The following is a 17,252-nucleotide window of genomic DNA, read 5'->3' on the forward strand; positions in this document are numbered from 1 at the left end:
CGTCCCCGGCTACCGCGCGGTCGACCAGCGGTAGCACAGCTCGGGGCGGCCCACCTGCCCGTACTGGGGGGTGCGTACCGCGCACCCCGTGTCGACCAGGTGCTCCAGGTAGCGGCGGGCGGTGATCCGGGAGACGCCCGCGTCCCGCGCCGCGGCCGTCGCGGTCAGGCCCCGCCCGGCGGCCCCGCGCAGGGCCGCGGTCACCGCCGCGAGCGTCGGCGCGCTCAGGCCTTTGGGCAGCGCCGTGCCCTCCGGGCTGCGCAGCGCCGACAGCGCCCGGTCCACCTCGTCCTGCCCCGAGGCCTGGCCGCCGGACAGCTCGTCGCGGTACCGGGACCAGCGCTCCAGCCGGTCGCGCAGCGAGGGGAAGGTGAAGGGCTTGAGCAGGTACTGCACCACGCCCGTCGACACCGCCTGCCGGACCACCTCCAGGTCGCGCGCCGAGGTCACCGCGATGACGTCCGCGGTCAGCCCCGCCGCCCGCATCCGCCCCACCAGGCGCAGACCGTGGCCGTCCGGCAGGTTCAGGTCCAGCAGCACCAGGTCCACCGGCTGCCGCTCCATCAGCCGCAGCGCCGCCCCGCCGGTGGCGACCACCCCGGCCACCTCGAAGCCCGGCACCCGCTCCACGTACATCCGGTGGGCGTCGGCCGCCACCGGATCGTCCTCCACGACCAGCACCCGGTTCACGCGTGCGCCTCCTGCCCGGCCGGCCGCAGCGGCAGCCGTACCGTGAACTCCGCGCCGCCGCCGTCGTCGGCCCGGCGCAGCTCGACCGTGCCGCCGCCGCGCCGGGCGGCCTGCTCGACCAGGGCCAGGCCCAGACCGCGCCCCTCGGACTTGGTCGTCCAGCCGCGCCGGAACACCTCGCTGATCGTCCCCGGATCGACACCCGGGCCCGAGTCCGCGACGCGCAGCAGCAGTTCACCGTTCTCGGTGCGGGCCGTCACGCGCACCGCGGGGCGCGGCCGGCCCGGGCCGGTGCCCTCGATCGCCGCGTCGACGGCGTTGTCCAGCAGGTTGCCGAGGACGGTGACCAGGTCGCGGGCCGCGAGCCCCGGCGGCAGCACCCCGTCGTCGATCCGGCTGTCCGCGGTGACGGTCAGCTCCACGCCGCGCTCGTGCGCCTCCGCGGCCTTGCCGAGCAGCAGTGCGGCCAGTACGGGTTCGCCCACCGCCGTCACCACCTGGTCGGTCAGTGCCTGGGCCAGCCGCAGTTCGGAGGTGGCGAAGTCCACCGCGTCCTCGGTGCGGCCCAGTTCGATGAGCGAGACCACGGTGTGCAGGCGGTTGGACGCCTCGTGCGCCTGCGAGCGCAGCGCCTCCGCGAAGCCGCGCACCGAGTCCAACTCCCCGGTGAGTGCCTGCAGATCGGTGCGGTCCCGGAGCGTGACCACGGTGCCGCGGTGCTCGCCGCCGCGCACCGGTGAGGTGTTGACGACGAGCACCCGCTCGGCGGTCAGGTGCACCTCGTCGACCCGCGGCTCGGCGGACAGCAGCGCCCCGGTCAGCGACGGTGGCAGCCCCAACTCCGCGCAGGAGCTGCCCACGACGTCCCCGTACAGGCCGAGCAGGTCGCGGGCCGCGTCGTTGCACAGCACCACGCGGCGGGCGGAGTCCAGCAGCACCAGGCCCTCGCGGAGCGCGTGCAGGGTGGCCTGGTGGTAGTCGTACATGCCGCTCAGCCCGGCCGCGGTCATGCCGTGGGTGTGCCGGCGCAGCCGCCGGTTGACCACGTACGTGCACAGGCCGCCCAGCGCCAGCGCCCCCGACGCGACGGCGAGCAGCACGCCGACCTGCCCGCGGACCTGGCGGCTGATCCGGTCGACCTCGATGCCGACGCTGACCAGGCCGACGATCCGCGTGCCGTCCCGGATCGGGGTCACCACCCGCACCGAGGCGCCCAGGGTGCCGGTGTAGGTCTCGGTGAACGTCTCGCCGCGCAGCGCCGGCGCGATGTGGCCGAGGAAGGGCTTGCCGATCAGGGACGGGTCGGGGTGGCTCCAGCGGATGCCGTGCGGGTCCATGATCGTCACGAAGTCCACGCCGGCGTCCGCGACCACGCGCCGGGCGTACGGCTGGAGCGTCGCCGGCGGGTCGGCGGACTGCGCCGCCCGGATCACGGTGGGGGAGTCGGCGACGGCGACCGCCGTCGAGACCACCCGGTGGGCGGCGTCCTCCCGGGCCCGGTCGCGGGCGTCGACGTAGGCGAGCACCGCGCATCCGGTGACCACCGCCGCCACGATCACGACCTGCATCGCGAACAGCTGCCCGGCGAGGCTGCGCGGGCGGCGCGCGGGGCCGGGGGAGGGGTGGTGCGCGGGGCCGGGGGACGGGCGCCGGAAGGGTCCGCGGCGGGCTCGTATCGGGCGGAGCATGCCCACAGTGTGCCCGTCCCCCGCGAACTCAATGAACACAAGCGTGACCTGGGTCACGTCGGGCGCGCATGGTGTCCCTCGGTCGGCCTTCCCGCCCGAACCGCCGCCGTGGACGGCCTCGTTCCCCGGCCCGGCGCGGACGGCCCCGGTCCCGGCCGGCCACCGCGGCGGTTCGGGCGTCAGCCCTCCGCCGGACCCGACCCACCACGTCCGGGCGCCCGGGATGGCGCCCGCGGACCCAGGGAGCCGCATGTCCGCCCAGCCCGCCCAGCCCGCCCAGCCCGCCCCGTCCGTCCCGCCGCCACCCGGCATCGGCGCCGGAGCCGGCCGCCGCCGCGAAGCCACCCACCACCTGTACCTGGCCGTGATCGTCGCCGCCGTCGCCGGCGCCGTCCTGGGGCTCGTCGCGCCCGGCACCGCCACCAGCCTCAAGCCGCTCGGCACCGGGTTCGTCAACCTGATCAAGATGATGATCTCGCCGGTCATCTTCTGCACCCTGGTGCTGGGCATCGGCTCGGTCCGCAAGGCCGCCCGGGTCGGCAAGGTCGGCGGCCTCGCCCTCGGCTACTTCGTGGTGATGTCCTTCGTCGCGCTGGCCATCGGCCTGCTCGTCGGCAACATCCTGCACCCCGGCAGCGGGCTGCACCTGACCAAGGCGCTCGCCGGCGCCGGTCACGCGCAGGCGGCCAACGCCCCCGCGGAGGGGGTGGACTTCGTGCTCAGCATCATCCCGACCAGCTTCGTCTCGGCGTTCACCGAGGGCCAGGTGCTGCAGACGCTACTGGTCGCACTGCTCACCGGTTTCGCGCTCCAGGCCCTGGGACCGGTCGGCGAACCGGTGCTGCGCGGCATCGGGCACCTGCAGAAGCTGGTGTTCAAGGTGCTGTCCATGATCATGTGGGCGGCGCCCGTCGGGGCCTTCGGCGCGCTCGCCGCGGTCGTCGGTTCGGCCGGCGTGGACGCCCTGAAGGCGCTGGCCACGATCATGCTGGGCTTCTACGCGTCCTGCCTGATCTTCGTGGTGGTCGTGCTGGGCCTGGTGCTGCGCCTGGGCGCGGGCGTCAACCTCTTCCTTCTGCTGCGGTACCTGGCGCGGGAGTTCCTGCTGATCGTGTCGACCTCGTCGTCGGAGTCCGCGCTGCCGCTGCTGATGGCCAAGATGGAGCATGCCGGGGTGAGCCGGCCGGTCGTCGGCATCACGGTGCCGACCGGCTACTCGTTCAACCTCGACGGGACCATGATCTACCTGACGATGGCCTCGCTCTTCATCGCCGACGCGATGAACGTCCCGATGAGCTTCGGCCAGCAGGTCTCACTGCTGCTGTTCATGATGGTCGCCTCCAAGGGAGCGGCCGGGGTGTCCGGTTCGGGCCTGGCGTCGCTGGCCAGCGGCCTGGCCTCGCACAAGCCGGTGCTGGTCGACGGCATCGGCCTGATCGTCGGCATCGACCGCTTCATGAGCGAGGCCCGCGCGGTCACCAACTTCGCCGGCAACGCGGTCGCCACCGTCCTGATCGCCCACTGGACCGGGGAGTTCGACCGGGCGCGTGCCACGGAGGTGCTCGCCGGGCGGCTCCCGTTCGACGCGGCCGCCTTCGCCGAGGAACAGGCGGCCGGAACGTCCGAGGGGACGGAAGAGACGGAGGGGCCGGAGGGGACAGCGGGAACGGAGCCGGTGGCCGCCGGCGAGCCGCGGCCGGCCGCCGTCCCCGCCCAGCCCGCGGCCGGCTGACCCCGCCGCCCGCGGCCGGCTGAACCCGGCCGGCCTACGCGCGCCGCGTCACCGCCGGTACCGAACGCCGCACGTCCCTCGTCACGCCCCGCGCCGCAGCCTCGCCAGCGGCCGGGGCGCGACGATGAAGCCCTCGGCCCGCGCGCTGGCCAGGCCGATCCGCGGCAGGTGCGCGCTCTTGGCGAAGAGCAGGAACCGCGGCTCCCAGATCGGCCGGTACTTGGCGTTGGCCCGGTACAGCGACTCCAGCTGCCACCACCGGGAGAAGAACATGAGCGCCGACCGCCACATCCGCAGCACCGGGCCCGCGCCGAGCCGGGCGCCGTCCTCGAACACCGAGCGGAACATCGCGAAGTTCAGCGACAGGCGCTCGACGCCGACCTCGCGGGACCGCTCGATCAGGTCCAGGACCATGAACTCCATCAGGCCGTTGTCGCCGTCGCGGTCCCGGCGCATCAGGTCGAGCGACAGCCCGTCGGCGCCCCACGGCACGAAGCTCAGCAGGGCCCGCAGCGCGCCGTCCGCGTCGTGGCACTCGATCATCACGCACGCGCCGTCGGCCGGGTCGCCGAGGCGCCCCAGCGCCATGGAGAAGCCCCGCTCGGTCTGTCCGTCGCGCCAGCGGTCCGCCGCCTCGACCAGCGCGGCCATCTCGCCCGCGGGGATGTCCCGGTGCCGGCGGATCCGCGTGGTGTAGCCGGCCCGGCGCACCCGGTTGTACGCCTGGCGCACCCCGCGCATCGCGCGGCCCTCCAGGCTGAACTCGTCGGTCTCCACGATCGCCTCGTCGCCGAGCTCCAGCGCGTCCAGGCCGTGCCGGGCGTAGACCGTGCCGCCCTCCTCGCTGGCGCCCATCACCGCGGGGATCCACGCGTGGTCCCGGGCGGTCACCAGCCACGCGTCGATCGCGCCCGGCCACGCCTCGACGTCGCCGATGGGGTCGCCCGCGGCCAGTGCCACGCCGCCCACCACCCGGTAGGCGACCGCGGCCTTGCCGCTGGGCGAGAACACCACGGACTTGTCTCGGCGCAGCGCGAAGTAGCCCAGCGAGTCGCGGCGGCCGTGCCGGTCCAGCAGCGTCCGCAGCCGGTCCTCGTCGTCCCTGCTCTGCGCCTCCTGGCCGCGCGGCGAGCGGAACAGCGCGTACAGCACGGCGAGCAGCAGGATCAGGCCGGCCAGGTTGATGCCCGCGTTGACCAACGGATTGACGTGCAGGTTGGGCGCGATGTCGTCGTCGCGGCTGAGCGTCGCCAGCCGCAGCGCCACGTACCAGACGCGGTCGCCGACACTCGCGCCGTCCGGGCCGACCGCGGTCACCAGCGTGGTGCCGACCACCACCGACAGCAGCGCGCCGACGCCGAGCACGGCCAGCGCCAGCTGCGGGTTGGTGCGGTCGCCCTTGCCGAAGAACTCGCGCCGGCCCAGGGCCGCGAACGCCAGCACGGCCAGGGTGACCGCGGTGGAGATCCAGTTGAACGGGTGCTGCCGCAGGTCGCGGTAGCACAGCGCCCACACCGACAGCGCCGCGTACCCGCCGCACAGCACCATGAACGCCACCCACGCCATGCGCTTGTGGCGGGCCAGCACCATGGCCATGAACGCCGCCGCCGCGGCCGAGCCGAAACCCGCGAACAGCATGAACGGCGTGAAGAGTTCACCGGTGTTGTGGTGCGAGACCTCCTGGCGGAAGGTCAGCGACACCGCCGTCGCCAGGTTCAGCAGGGCGATCACCCGCAGGTACCAGATGGGCACCCTCGCGCTGCGGCGGGACAGGGCGCCCCCGCCGCGTACGCAGCGCCCGCCTGGCGACTGCGGGTGCGGAGCGGGGGTTCCGGTCGGCTGCGCCGCAGCCTGTCCGGCGGCGCGCGGGGGCGCGCTGACGGTACTGCTCATGATCTTCGCCTCCCGGGCGACAGCCCTGAACGCCCCCGGGGCCCTGAACGCCCGAACGGGAACGGAGGGCACAGGCTACCAACGCCCCGCGCCCCCGCAACCCCTCGCGGAAGGCTGTTCACCTGCCGTCCGCGATTCAGTCGACCTCGGCCACCGCCTGCGCGAACTGGGCCGCGTACAGCCGGGCGTACGCGCCCCCGGAGGCCAGCAGTTGCCCGTGCGTGCCCTGTTCGACGATCGACCCGGACTCCATCACCAGGATCACGTCGGCGTCCCTGATCGTGGAGAGCCGGTGCGCGATGACGAAACTGGTGCGGCCGTGGCTGAGCTTGGCCATCGCCCGCTGGATCAGCACCTCGGTGCGGGTGTCGACCGAGCTGGTCGCCTCGTCCAGCACCAGGATCACCGGGTCGGACAGGAACGCCCGCGCGATGGTGATCAGCTGCTTCTCACCGGCGCTGACGCCGGTGCCCTCGTCGTCGATCACCGTGTCGTAGCCGTCGGGCAGCGTGCGGATGAAGCGGTCGGCGTGCGCCGCCCGGGCCGCGGCCTCGATCTGCTCGCGGGTGGCCGTCGTGCTGCCGTAGCCGATGTTGTCGGCGATGGTGCCGCCGAACAGCCAGGTGTCCTGCAGCACCATGCCGATCGCCGAGCGCAGTTCCTCGCGGGTCATCGTCGACACGTCGGTGCCGTCCAGGGTGATCCGGCCGCCGTCCACCTCGTAGAACCGCATCAGCAGGTTCACCAGGGTCGTCTTGCCGGCGCCGGTCGGGCCGACGATCGCCACCGTGTTGCCGGGCTCGACGTCCAGCGACAGGCCGTCGATCAGCGGCTTGTCCGGGACGTAGCGGAAACTGACGTCCTCCAGCGCCACGTGGCCGCGCAGCTTCGACAGCCGGGCCGACGGCACCGCGGCGGCCGGGCGCTCCGGATCGGCCGACTGCTCCTCGGCGTCGAGCAGTTCGAAGACCCGCTCGGCCGAGGCGACGCCCGACTGGATGAGGTTGGCCATGCTCGCGACCTGCGTCAGCGGCTGGCTGAACTGGCGCGAGTACTGGATGAACGCCTGCACGTCGCCGATCGACAGCGCGCCGGACGCCACCCGCAGACCGCCGACCACCGCGACCAGCACGTAGTTGAGGTTGCCGATGAACATCATCAGCGGCTGGATCGTGCCGGAGATGAACTGGGCCCGGAAACCGGACCGGAACAGCTCCTCGTTCTCCTGCGCGAACGTGTCCGCGGACTCCTTCGCACGGCCGAAGACCTTCACCAGGGAGTGGCCGGTGTACATCTCCTCGATGTGCGCGTTGAGCGTGCCGGTGGTCTTCCACTGCTGCACGAACTGCGGCTGCGCCCGCTTGCCGACGCGGGTGGCCACCGTCAGCGTCAGCGGCACCGTCACCAGCGCGACCAGGGCCAGCAGCCAGGAGATCCAGAACATCATCGCCAGCACGCCCACGATGGTCAGCACCGAGTTGATCAGCTGGCCCATCGTCTGCTGCATCGTCTGGCCGACGTTGTCGATGTCGTTGGTGGCGCGGCTGAGCACCTCGCCGCGCGGCTGCTGGTCGAAGTACGACAGCGGCAGCCGGGACAGCTTGTCCTCGACGTCGCTGCGCAGCCGGTACACGGCCCGGTTGATGACCTTCGTCGCGGTGCGCATCTGCAGCACGCTCAGCAGCGCGGCCACCAGGTACACGGCCAGCGCCAGCAGCAGCACCCGGCCGATCGCGCCGAAGTCCATGCCCTGGCCCGGGGTGAAGTCGATGCCCGACAGCATGTCGGCGACGCCGCCCTTGCCGTGCGCCCGCAGGGAGTCCAGCGCCTGCTCCTTGGAGACGCCGCGCAGCTGGCGCCCGATCACACCGGCGAAGATCAGGTCGGTGGCGTGGCCCAGGATCCGCGGGCCGGTCACCGTCAGCGCCACGCTCAGCGTGCCGAGCGCCAGCACCGCGTACAGGAACGCGCGGTCGGGCCGCATCAGGCCGACGAGCCGCTTCAGCGAGCCCTTGAAGTCCATCGAGCGCTCGATCGGCCCGCCGCCCATGAAGCGCGCGGGACCGGCCATCGGCCCGGGACCGCGCCGCGTCGGCGCCTTCTTCGGGTCCCCGTTGCTCATGCGGCGGCCTCCTGCTCGGTCAGCTGCGACAGGACGATCTCCCGGTACGTCTCGTTGCCGGCCATCAGCTCGGCGTGGGTGCCGGTGCCGACGACGCGGCCCTCGTCGAGGACGACGATCCGGTCGGCCTCGCGGATGGTCGACACGCGCTGGGCGACGATCACCACGGTGGAGTCCGCGGTCTCCAGCGCCAGCGCGCGGCGCAGTGCCGCGTCGGTGGCGTAGTCCAGCGCGGAGAAGGAGTCGTCGAACAGATAGATCTCCGGGCGGCGCACCAGCACCCGGGCGATCGCCAGCCGCTGCCGCTGGCCGCCGGAGACGTTGCTGCCGCCCTGCGCGATCGGGGCGTCCAGACCGCCCTCCAGCTGCTCCACGAACTCCTTGGCCTGCGCCACCTCCAGCGCGTGCCACAGGTCCTCGTCGGTGGCGTCCGGCCGGCCGTAGCGGAGGTTCGAGGCGACCGTGCCGGAGAACAGGTACGGCTTCTGCGGGACCAGGCCCACCGTCTCGGCGAGCAGCGCGGGGTCGAGGTGCGCGACGTCCTCGCCGTCCACCAGCACCTGGCCGCCCGTCGCGTCGTAGAGCCGGGGGATCAGCCCGAGCAGCGTGGACTTGCCGCTGCCGGTCGAGCCGATCACCGCGGTCGTCTCGCCGGGCCGGGCCATCAGGTCGATGCCGCGCAGCACCGCCGCCTCGGCGCCCGGGTAGGCGAAGTCCACGTCGAACAGCTCCAGTTCACCGTGCCGCGCCAGCGAGGTGACGGGCGCGGACGGGGGTACGACGCTGGAGTGCGTGGACAGCACCTCGTGGATGCGCTCGGCGCACACCTCGGCGCGCGGCACCATCATGAACATGAAGGTGGCCATCATCACCGACATCAGGATCTGCATCAGGTAGCTGAGGAACGCGGTGAGCGCGCCGACCTGCATGCCACCGCTGTCGATGCGGTGCGCGCCGAACCACAGCACGGCCACGCTGGAGATGTTCACGATCGCCATGACGGTCGGGAACATCAGCGCCATCAGCCGGCCGGTGGCCAGGGAGACGGCGGTCACCTCGTCGTTGGCGACCCCGAAACGCCGCTGCTCGTAGTCGTCCTTGACGAAGGCGCGGATCACCCGGATCCCGGTGATCTGCTCGCGCAGCACCCGGTTGACGGTGTCGACGCGCTTCTGCATCGTCCGGAACAGCGGCCGCATCCTCCGCACGATCAGGCTGACCGCGATGCCGAGCAGCGGCACGACGGCCAGCAGCAGCGACGACAGCGGCACGTCCTGGCCCAGCGCCATGATGATGCCGCCGACGCACATGATCGGCGCGGCCACCATCAGCGTGAACGTCATCAGCACCAGCATCTGGACCTGCTGGACGTCGTTGGTGGTGCGGGTGATCAGCGAGGGCGCGCCGAAGTGACCCACCTCACGCGAGGAGAAGCTCTGCACCCGGTCGAAGACCGAGGCCCGCATGTCGCGGCCGACCGACATGGCGGTCCTGGCGCCGAAGTACACCGCGCCGATCGCGCACACCATCTGTGCGACCGTCACCCCGATCATGGTGGCGCCCATCCCGAGGATGTAGCCGGTGTCGCCCTTGACGACGCCGTTGTCGATGATGTCCGCGTTGAGGGTCGGCAGGAAGAGCGCTGCGATCGTCGACACGAGCTGCAGCAGCACGAGCAGCCCGATGGGTCGCTTGTACGGTCCGAGATGGGACCGCAGGAGTCGGATCAGCACACTGGTTACCTCGGTGTCGGATGGGTCGTCACGGCGTCGCGGCGTCCACGCGCGGTCGCGGGGCGGAACTCGGGCTTGGACGCCTGCATCCCTGAGGGACGCACCGGCCCGATGCGGGGTTGAGCGGAGACGCCGAAGGGTCGGTCCTCCCTCGGGCGGCGGGCAACCTTATCTTCCGGCATCCGGCGCGCGCACGGGATTTTCCGACGGGTGACTTGACGCAAAGGTGACCGAACCCGCGCCCCCCGCGCGGCGGCCGCGCGGCGCCCGCGCCGTCCCCGGGGAGCGCGCGCCTCGGGCGCCCGGGACTCAGGAGTGCAGGTGGTCGAACGCTCCGGGGTGGGTGTTCTCCCGCACCGCGCGGTACTGCTGCCGCACCGCGGAGCCGACGGCCGTCTCCTCGCCCGGGTCGAGCAGCCGGGACGCGGCGGGCTGCCACTGCGGTGGTTCGTTCTGCCCCTGCGAGCCGAGCACCGCGCCCAGCGACCACGCCGCCTGCCGGGCCGCGCCCAGCGCCGCGTACTCGGCGGCGGGCGGTACGACCACCAGTGCGTCGAACAGCGCCGGCGCGATCGCCTGCACCGCGGGCAGTTCGGCCGCGGCGCCGAGCAGGAACACCCGGTGCACCTTGACGCCCTTGCCGCGCAGCACGTCCAGCGCGTCGGCCAGCCCGCACAGCATCCCCTCGAACGCGGCCCTGGCCAGGTGCTCGGGCTTCATCGAGTCGCGCCGCAGCCCGGCCAGCGTGCCCGCGGTGTGCGGCAGGTCGGGGGTCCGCTCGCCCTCCAGGTAGGGCAGCAGCACCAGCCCGTACGCGCCGGGCGTCGACGTCAGGGCGAGTTCCGAGAGTCCGGCCAGGTCGGTGCCCAGCAGGTCGGCGGTGCCGCGCAGCGCCCGTACCGCGTTGCGGACCTGGAGCAGCGGCAGGTGACGGCCGGTCGCGTCGGCGAACCCGGCGACCGTGCCGGTCGGGTCCTTCAGCGCCTCGTGGTGCACGGCGAAGACGGTGCCCGCCGCGCCCAGGGAGACCACCGCGTCGCCGGGACCCAGACCCAGGCCCAGCGCGGCGGCCATGGTGTCACCGGTGCCGGCCGAGATCAGCAGGCCCTCGGGCGTCTGCCCGGCGGGCTCGGCCGGGGCCAGCACGTCCGGCAGCTGCACCTCGTGGCCCAGCGCCAGCTCCACCAGGTCGGTGCGGTAGCCGCCGGAGGCCGCCGACCAGTAGCCGGTGCCGGAGGCGTCGCCGCGGTCGGTGGTGCGGCGCGCGGGCTGGCCGAGCAGCTGCCAGACCAGCCAGTCGTGGGGGAGCAGCACCTGGGCGACGCGCTTGGCCGCGCCCGGCTCGTGCTGGGCCATCCAGCGCAGCTTGGCCACCGGGTGCGCGGCCTGCGGCACCGTGCCGACGGCCTCGGCCCAGCCGGCCGGCCCCCCCAGCTCCTCGGTGAGGTCGGCGGCCTGCACCTGGGCCCGCAGGTCGCCGCGCAGCAGCGCGGGGCGGACCGTGACGCCGCCGGCGTCCAGCGCCAGCAGGCCGTGCTGCTGGCCGGAGACGCCGATGGCCTGCACGCCCTCCAGCACGCCGCCGGCGGCCGCCTCGCCCAACGACAGCAGCCATGCCTGCGGGTCGATCTCGGTCGGCTTCTCGCCGTCCTCCAGCGGGTGCGGTGCGTGGCCCTGTCGGAGCACCGCCCCCGTGTCGCTGTCGCACACCACGATGGTGGTGCCAGTGGTCGAGCTGTCTATCCCGGCGACTTTGCCCATGCCGCCGATGATGCCGTATCTCAGGTGTTGGAAGTGCCCCAGTCGTCCTCGGGGGCGCTTCCGTTGCGCAGGGAGCGCACCTTCTGCGCGAACGCGTCCGGCAGATGGTCGCCGACCCGCGAGGTCACCTTGTCCGCGGTCTTCGACGCGGCCTGCCGGCCCTGGAGCACCGCGGCCTCCGCGGTGTTCCGCACGGCGGGGTTCTGGGCGAGCTTCTGCGCCTGCGCGCGCAGCTGCTCGTACCGCTCGCGACCGGCGCGCGCGCCGAGTACGTAGCCGATCGCGGCTCCGGTGATGAACGTCAGCCGGTACAGCATGGCTCCACCCTTCTTCGTCCCTCGGGGCTGTTCGGCGCCTACCCTGCGCACCCGGGCGACAACCCGGGCGCAAGTGGTTGGCGGAGCACCCCCCCACTTGCGCTAATGTATGTGTCGCACCGAGAGCGCGCCCTCCGGGACCATCCTGGCGGGTGCATTCGGTGCACGCAGAGCGATCCTCCGTAGCTCAATTGGCAGAGCAGCCGGCTGTTAACCGGCAGGTTACTGGTTCGAGTCCAGTCGGGGGAGCGCTGGGAACAAGGACCCTTCGGGGTCCTTTTTCATGCGCCCGCGCGGGCGCGCCCCGGGTGTTCCGGTCTCTCCGGCGGTTCCGGTTTCACCGGATTCCGTGGTTTCGCCGTCCCCCGGGAACCGGCCGCCCGCTCAGGCGAGTCCACCTGGTGACGTGTCTGTGACCCGTGCGGGCGACACATCGTATGAGCAGCTATGCTGCGGCAGACGATGCGCGCGGCGCGCCGTACGGGGCGGTAGCTCAGCCGGTTAGAGCAGCGGACTCATAATCCGCCGGTCGTGGGTTCGAGTCCCACCCGCCCCACTCTGCACTCCTGTCCCGCCGTGACACCGTCACCGGGCCGCGACGACACCGGCCCGTCGACCGGGTGGCGCAGCCGCCGGTCGGGAATCCCGGACGATCCGCTTTCCGCCTCGGCGCGGTCGGTCAGCCGTTCAGCCGTGCACGGTGCTCGCGCCCCGTGCGCACACGACGTACAGCGTCAGGTCGGCCGCGGCGGTCCGGCCCGCCTGCTGCGTCGTGAGGTCCTTGCGGACGGCGATGGTCCATCCCGTGGCGTCCGCGGTGGGACGGTTCTCCAGCACGTCGGCGGGGGTCGTGGACAACCGGCTGCCCGGCGCGGCGGACAGCGTGAAGCCGCCGCCCGTCGCGTTCTCCTGCGGCGGGCACGTCAGGGTCCTCGGCGTGCCGTCGGCGCCGCCGGCGATCACGCTGCCGGGCACGGCCTCCGGCCGGACGGTGTCCTGCGGAGCGGCCGTCGCGCTGCCGGCGGTGACGGCGGTGACGGTGAAGAGCGCGAACGCGCCGACCGCGGCGGTGCGCATGCTGAGACCCACGGGCGGGCTCCTTCCTGATCCGGTGACGGGAAGCGCGGTCATTGGAGCACGACGACCGCGCGTCACCGCGGACAGACACGCTGGGTGACCTCCCTTGGCGGCCTCCGGGGCCCACCTCCGGCGCGTGCCCGGGCCTCCGCGTGCCCGGTCCTGCGCGTGCTTGGTCCTCCCGGCCCCCGCCCGCGATCCGCCCGCTCCCCGCCGGCCGCCCCGGCCGCCGTCGCCGGTGCGCCGTGCCGCCCCCGGACCCGCCGGGGCGCGGGGCGGCACGGCACCGCCGTCAGCCCACCAGGGGCCCGGTGACCGGCAGCACCACCTGGCACGGGATCGGCCGCTGGTGCGCCGGGTCCAGCGCGTTGAGCACGTCGGTCAGCGCGATGGGGTCGTACGCGATCTCCAGATGGTCGCTGGCGTCCAGCGGGCACTGGTCCTGCACCGTGATGTTCGTGACGTTCGGCGCCGCGGGCAGGAACGCGTTGCCGTACGGGGTGACGACCTCGTCGCCGGTGGTCGTGATGACGGTGTAGCCGACCCCGGGCTGCGTCTCGCCGCCGGAGTTGAGGTCGGTGAGGAAACCCGAGCCGATCTCCTGCTCGACGCAGGCCGCGCAGGCCGGGCCGACCAGGAACTGGTTCGCCGGTTCCAGCAGGCCCAGTTGGCGGGCGAACTCGGTGATGCCGTCGAGCGTGGTGCCGTTGTTGCTCGGCGACAGTGCCACCAGGCGGTCCGTCTTCGCCGCGCCACCCAGGTACTTGAGGTAGTAGCGCGGCATCATGCCGCCCTGCGAGTGGCCGACCAGGTCCACCTTCGCGGTCCCGGTGGCGGCGAGTACCTGGTCCACGAACGACGACAGCCGTGCGGCGCCCGACTCGATCGATCCGGTGCCCTGGATCGGCGAACCGGCGGACGGGCCGCCGTAGTCGAAGGCGAAGACGCAGTAGCCGTTGTCGGCCAGCAGCGGCGAGGCGCCGCCCCAGTCGTCGTTCATGTTCTCGAAGGTGCCGTGCACCAGCACGACCGGGTACGGGTGGGCCGCGCTCGGCCGGCACGACCAGTCGTTCGCGCCGGGCGGGGCGACCGTCGGAAACAGGAAGCCGCCGACGAAACCGCTGCTGAAGTGGTAGTTCACCGGCAGCGGCCAGGACGCCGCGGACGCGCCCGCGGTGACCCCGAGGGCGAGCCCGAGCGCGGCAGCGGCCGCCGCGGCCATGCGGAGAAAGGTCCGTTTCATGCTCCGGTACCGTCCCTTGCTCTGGAAAGTGGGGAAGAATTCCGGTCAGTGAGCGGCGCGATGCTAGGAAGCGTGCCGAGGGCGGTCAACGGAGGTTTCCGCCGCGCGGAAAAGCCCGTCGGAAGATGCCTGGAACCGCGGCGCGGGCAATCGGGGAACTGTCACCCGCGGCACAGGAATCCGGCCGCCAGGCCCGCGGCGCACGACCGCCGGGCCGCCCGTCCGGCCCGCGCCCCGGCCCGCGTCCCGCGCCCGCGTACCGTCCGGGACCGGCGGGCAGTGCGGCCGTCACGCTGCCGGAACGGCCGGCAGCCGTCCCTGTCACGTCTATTGACTCACCAGTAACATCGCCGCATACTCGCGGCGTGGAAGGTCCCTGGTCGCGAATGCCGGCGCGTTTCGCCGCGGAAGTGAGAAAGGAGCGCTCCTCTCTCGCGGCCGAGATCATCACCGAGATACGGCGCCACGTCCCGGATTTCTCGCGGCCGCTCGCGGGGCAATTCGGCGCGGGAATCCAGCAGGGCGTGGAGACCGCGCTGGAGCAATTCGCCGACCTGCTGGACGGCAGCGGTGAGGGCGCGCTCGGCGAGGAGCGGCTGCGGGTCCACCGGGCCCTGGGGCGGGGCGAGTTCGCGGAGGGACGCAGCCTCGACGCGCTCCAGGCCGCGTACCGGGTCGGCGCCCGCGTCGCCTGGCGCCGCTACGCCCGGGTCGCCGGCCGCACCGGACTCGGCTCCGACCGCATGGTGCTGCTCGCCGAGGCGATCTTCGCGCACATCGACGAGCTGGCCGCCGCGGCCGTCGCCGGCTACGCCGCCGCGCGGGCCGACGAGGCCGGCACGTTCGGCCGCCGCCGGCACCACCTGCTGGACCTGCTGGCGTCCGGCGCCCCACCGGGCGCGGTCCGCGACGCCGCCCGGCTGGCCGACTGGCCGCTGCCGGTGGGCGTCGCCGGCGTGGCACTGGGCCCCGCGGCCGCGCCGCCGGGCGCGGCCGCAGCCGTGCCGGGCCTGCGCCTGCCCGACCTGGTGCTGGCCGACCTCGACGGGGCGGAGCCGTGCCTGGTGGTGCCCGAGCCGGCGCTGTACCTGCGGGACGGGCAGGTCCAGCGGGCGATGCAGGGCAGGGGAGCGGTGATCGGCCCGACGGTGCCGCCGGACGCCGCCGCCGACTCGCTGCGCTGGGCCCGGGCGATCCGCGCCTGCCTGCCCGGGCCGCACGCCGCCCGCGGTCCGGTGGACGGCGAGCGGTGCCTGCCCGAACTGCTGCTGCTCGGCGACCCGTCGCTGGTGAAGCTGATCGCCGACCGGCGGCTGAGCCCGCTGGCCGCTCTCACCCCGAAGCGCGGCGAGCGGCTGGCCGCGACGCTGCTGGCGTGGCTGCAGACCAACCGCGGCAGCGCGCCCGACGTCGCCGCCCGGCTCGGCATCCACCCGCAGACCGCGCGGCAGCGGCTGCACCAGGTGCAGCGGCTGTTCGGCCCCGCGCTGGCCGACCCCGACGCCCGCTTCGAGCTGGAAGTGGCCCTGCGCAGCCGCCTGATGGCCAGCGCGTTCGGCGCCGCGCCCCGTCTCGGCCTGTGACGCGCGCCGGCCGCCTGCGCCCGTGACCTGCGGTGGTCCGAGACGTGGCCCTCCCTTCACCCGGCGTTCCGGTCACGCAGGGTGGCCGGGCGGCCGCAGGGACGTGACCCGGGAGGGAGTTTCCCGGCAAAGCCGTGAGAAGCGGAAGGCCAGGGTTACGCCTGGGGCGAGCGTTCCTTTAATGTCCATCCCGCCATGGATTACTGCTACGCGTGCCGGCGTCACCTCAACGGCGCGTACTCATGCCCGGGGTGCGGGACGCCCGCGGACAAGCTCGCGCTGCCCGCGGTCACCGACACCGCCACGCTGCCACCCGTTCCGGACGACGACCCCGGCGGGCGGGACGGACGCGCGTCACGACGCGCCGACGGGCGCCGCTCGGCCGCCCGCAGGGCGCGGCGCGGACGGCAGCGGGCCGCGGTCTACGGTGTCGGCGCGATCGCGGTGGTGGGCGCGCTGACGATGTTCTCCATGGCCGCGCTGTCCGGTGGTGGTGGCGGCGGCTCCGACCCCGGCGTCGGCGTCAACCCCGTGGTGACCGGCACCCCTTCGGGCGCCGCGTCCCCCGACGACGCGGGCCTCTTCCCGTCCGGCCGCCCCTCCTCGGGCCACCACGGCGCGTCGCCGTCGGGCTCGGCCTCGCCGTCCGCTTCGGCGACCACCCCCACCGCGACCGCCACCCACACCACGGCCGCGGCCACCACGCCGCCGGCGAGCCCGACCAGGACCCACCACACCCCCAAGCCGACGGCCACCACCACCCAGCCGCCGTCGTCCCCGACGCCGACCAGGACGCCGTGCAAGAAGGTGCTCTGGTGGTGCCAGTGACTCCCCGCGCCTAGGGTCCGCGGACCCTAGGCGGAGGCGGGCGATCCGCCCGCGGGGGCGTCGCCGAGCATGCGCTGGAGCAGGTCGCGCAGGGTGCGGCGGTCCTGCTCCGAGAGGGCGCCGAGCGGTTCGCGGGCGAAGTCGAGGGAGGCGCGGAGGTGGGCGGCGGTGTCGCGGCCCTGCTCGGTGGCGGCGGCGAGCTTGACGCGGCGGTCCGCCGGGTCCGCGCGGCGCTCGGCGAGCCCCTGGGCCTCCAGCCGGTCCACGATGCCCGTGACGTTGGACGGCTCGCACTTCAGGCGCTGGGCGATCTGCCGCATGGGCATCGGGCCGGGGGCGAGCAGGGCCAGGACGCGGGCCTGCGCACCCGTCAGGCGGTGCACGGCGGCCGCCGCGTCGTACTCCTGGTAGTAGCGCGCCACGATCGTGCCGATCAGGTCGACGACCTCGGCGGTCAGCGGGTCCATGCGGCGTGTCATGGGAACCAGGGTAGTGGTTTGCTTGACAAAGTGAAACATCCAGGACCATGGTTAATTAAGAACATGAATCTTTGCCATGATGAAGTTCCATGGCGGAAGGAGCCGG

At 73.5% G+C, this 17,252-nt stretch carries 13 protein-coding genes and 2 tRNA genes; 5 read left to right on the forward strand and 10 right to left on the reverse strand.

Annotation, left to right across the window (positions count from 1 at the left end; translation table 11 throughout):
* Positions 1-9 precede the first annotated feature (9 nt).
* The gene (locus BMW99_RS04140) at positions 10-690 is read right to left on the reverse strand and encodes a response regulator (RefSeq protein WP_069466749.1); all 681 of its coding nucleotides are present in this window, start codon (positions 688-690) and stop codon (positions 10-12) included.
* A complete protein-coding gene (locus tag BMW99_RS04145; protein ID WP_075016275.1) occupies positions 687-2,258 on the reverse strand; it encodes a sensor histidine kinase in 1,572 nt (523 codons plus the stop codon). The genes BMW99_RS04140 and BMW99_RS04145 overlap by 4 nt, the downstream gene beginning before the upstream one ends.
* Before the next feature lie 370 nt (positions 2,259-2,628).
* Between BMW99_RS04145 and BMW99_RS04150 the strand changes: the two genes are divergently transcribed.
* Positions 2,629-4,110: a cation:dicarboxylate symporter family transporter gene (locus tag BMW99_RS04150; protein ID WP_079175918.1), complete on the forward strand. Its 1,482-nt coding sequence runs from the start codon at positions 2,629-2,631 to the stop codon at positions 4,108-4,110.
* Between the two features lie 81 nt (positions 4,111-4,191).
* Here BMW99_RS04150 and BMW99_RS04155 read toward each other — a convergent pair whose 3' ends face one another.
* From BMW99_RS04155 to BMW99_RS04175, 5 genes are all read right to left on the reverse strand, one after another.
* Positions 4,192-6,003: a phosphatidylglycerol lysyltransferase domain-containing protein gene (locus BMW99_RS04155; protein WP_079138177.1), complete on the reverse strand. Its 1,812-nt coding sequence runs from the start codon at positions 6,001-6,003 to the stop codon at positions 4,192-4,194.
* 136 nt (positions 6,004-6,139) lie between these two features.
* Entirely contained in the window at positions 6,140-8,074 is a 1,935-nt protein-coding gene (locus BMW99_RS04160; protein ID WP_069462000.1) for an ABC transporter ATP-binding protein, read from the reverse strand.
* Positions 8,075-8,121: 47 nt separating this feature from the next.
* Positions 8,122-9,858, reverse strand: a complete 1,737-nt coding sequence (locus BMW99_RS04165) for an ABC transporter ATP-binding protein (RefSeq protein ID WP_069461999.1) — start codon at positions 9,856-9,858, stop codon at positions 8,122-8,124.
* A 309-nt stretch (positions 9,859-10,167) separates the two neighbouring features.
* A complete protein-coding gene (locus BMW99_RS04170; protein ID WP_075016239.1) occupies positions 10,168-11,619 on the reverse strand; it encodes an FGGY family carbohydrate kinase in 1,452 nt (483 codons plus the stop codon).
* Positions 11,620-11,639: 20 nt separating this feature from the next.
* On the reverse strand, positions 11,640-11,936 hold the full coding sequence (locus BMW99_RS04175; protein ID WP_069465054.1) for a hypothetical protein: 297 nt from the start codon (positions 11,934-11,936) through the stop codon (positions 11,640-11,642).
* 176 nt (positions 11,937-12,112) lie between these two features.
* Between BMW99_RS04175 and BMW99_RS04180 the strand changes: the two genes are divergently transcribed.
* Both BMW99_RS04180 and BMW99_RS04185 read left to right on the forward strand, forming a co-directional pair.
* A tRNA-Asn gene (locus BMW99_RS04180) sits at positions 12,113-12,185 on the forward strand.
* A 233-nt stretch (positions 12,186-12,418) separates the two neighbouring features.
* Positions 12,419-12,492 (forward strand) — tRNA-Ile (locus tag BMW99_RS04185).
* 131 nt (positions 12,493-12,623) lie between these two features.
* On the opposite strand, the gene BMW99_RS04190 is transcribed toward BMW99_RS04185, so the two are convergent.
* Positions 12,624-13,025 carry a hypothetical protein gene (locus BMW99_RS04190; RefSeq protein ID WP_069465053.1) on the reverse strand — a complete coding sequence of 134 codons (402 nt, stop codon included), beginning with the start codon at positions 13,023-13,025 and terminating at the stop codon, positions 12,624-12,626.
* Positions 13,026-13,305: 280 nt separating this feature from the next.
* Complete coding sequence (locus BMW99_RS04195) at positions 13,306-14,256, reverse strand: esterase/lipase family protein (RefSeq protein ID WP_069465052.1); 951 nt, start codon at positions 14,254-14,256, stop codon at positions 13,306-13,308.
* 410 nt (positions 14,257-14,666) lie between these two features.
* Between BMW99_RS04195 and BMW99_RS04200 the strand changes: the two genes are divergently transcribed.
* Positions 14,667-15,839: a helix-turn-helix domain-containing protein gene (locus BMW99_RS04200; protein ID WP_245791181.1), complete on the forward strand. Its 1,173-nt coding sequence runs from the start codon at positions 14,667-14,669 to the stop codon at positions 15,837-15,839.
* Between the two features lie 195 nt (positions 15,840-16,034).
* A complete protein-coding gene (locus tag BMW99_RS04205) occupies positions 16,035-16,667 on the forward strand; it encodes an SCO2400 family protein (protein WP_069464731.1) in 633 nt (210 codons plus the stop codon).
* Between the two features lie 26 nt (positions 16,668-16,693).
* On the opposite strand, the gene BMW99_RS04210 is transcribed toward BMW99_RS04205, so the two are convergent.
* A complete protein-coding gene (locus tag BMW99_RS04210) occupies positions 16,694-17,146 on the reverse strand; it encodes a MarR family winged helix-turn-helix transcriptional regulator (RefSeq protein WP_069464730.1) in 453 nt (150 codons plus the stop codon).
* Between the last annotated feature and the right edge of the window lie 106 nt (positions 17,147-17,252).

This window comes from Actinacidiphila rubida (assembly GCF_900110255.1).
GTDB classification, from domain to species: domain Bacteria; phylum Actinomycetota; class Actinomycetes; order Streptomycetales; family Streptomycetaceae; genus Actinacidiphila; species Actinacidiphila rubida.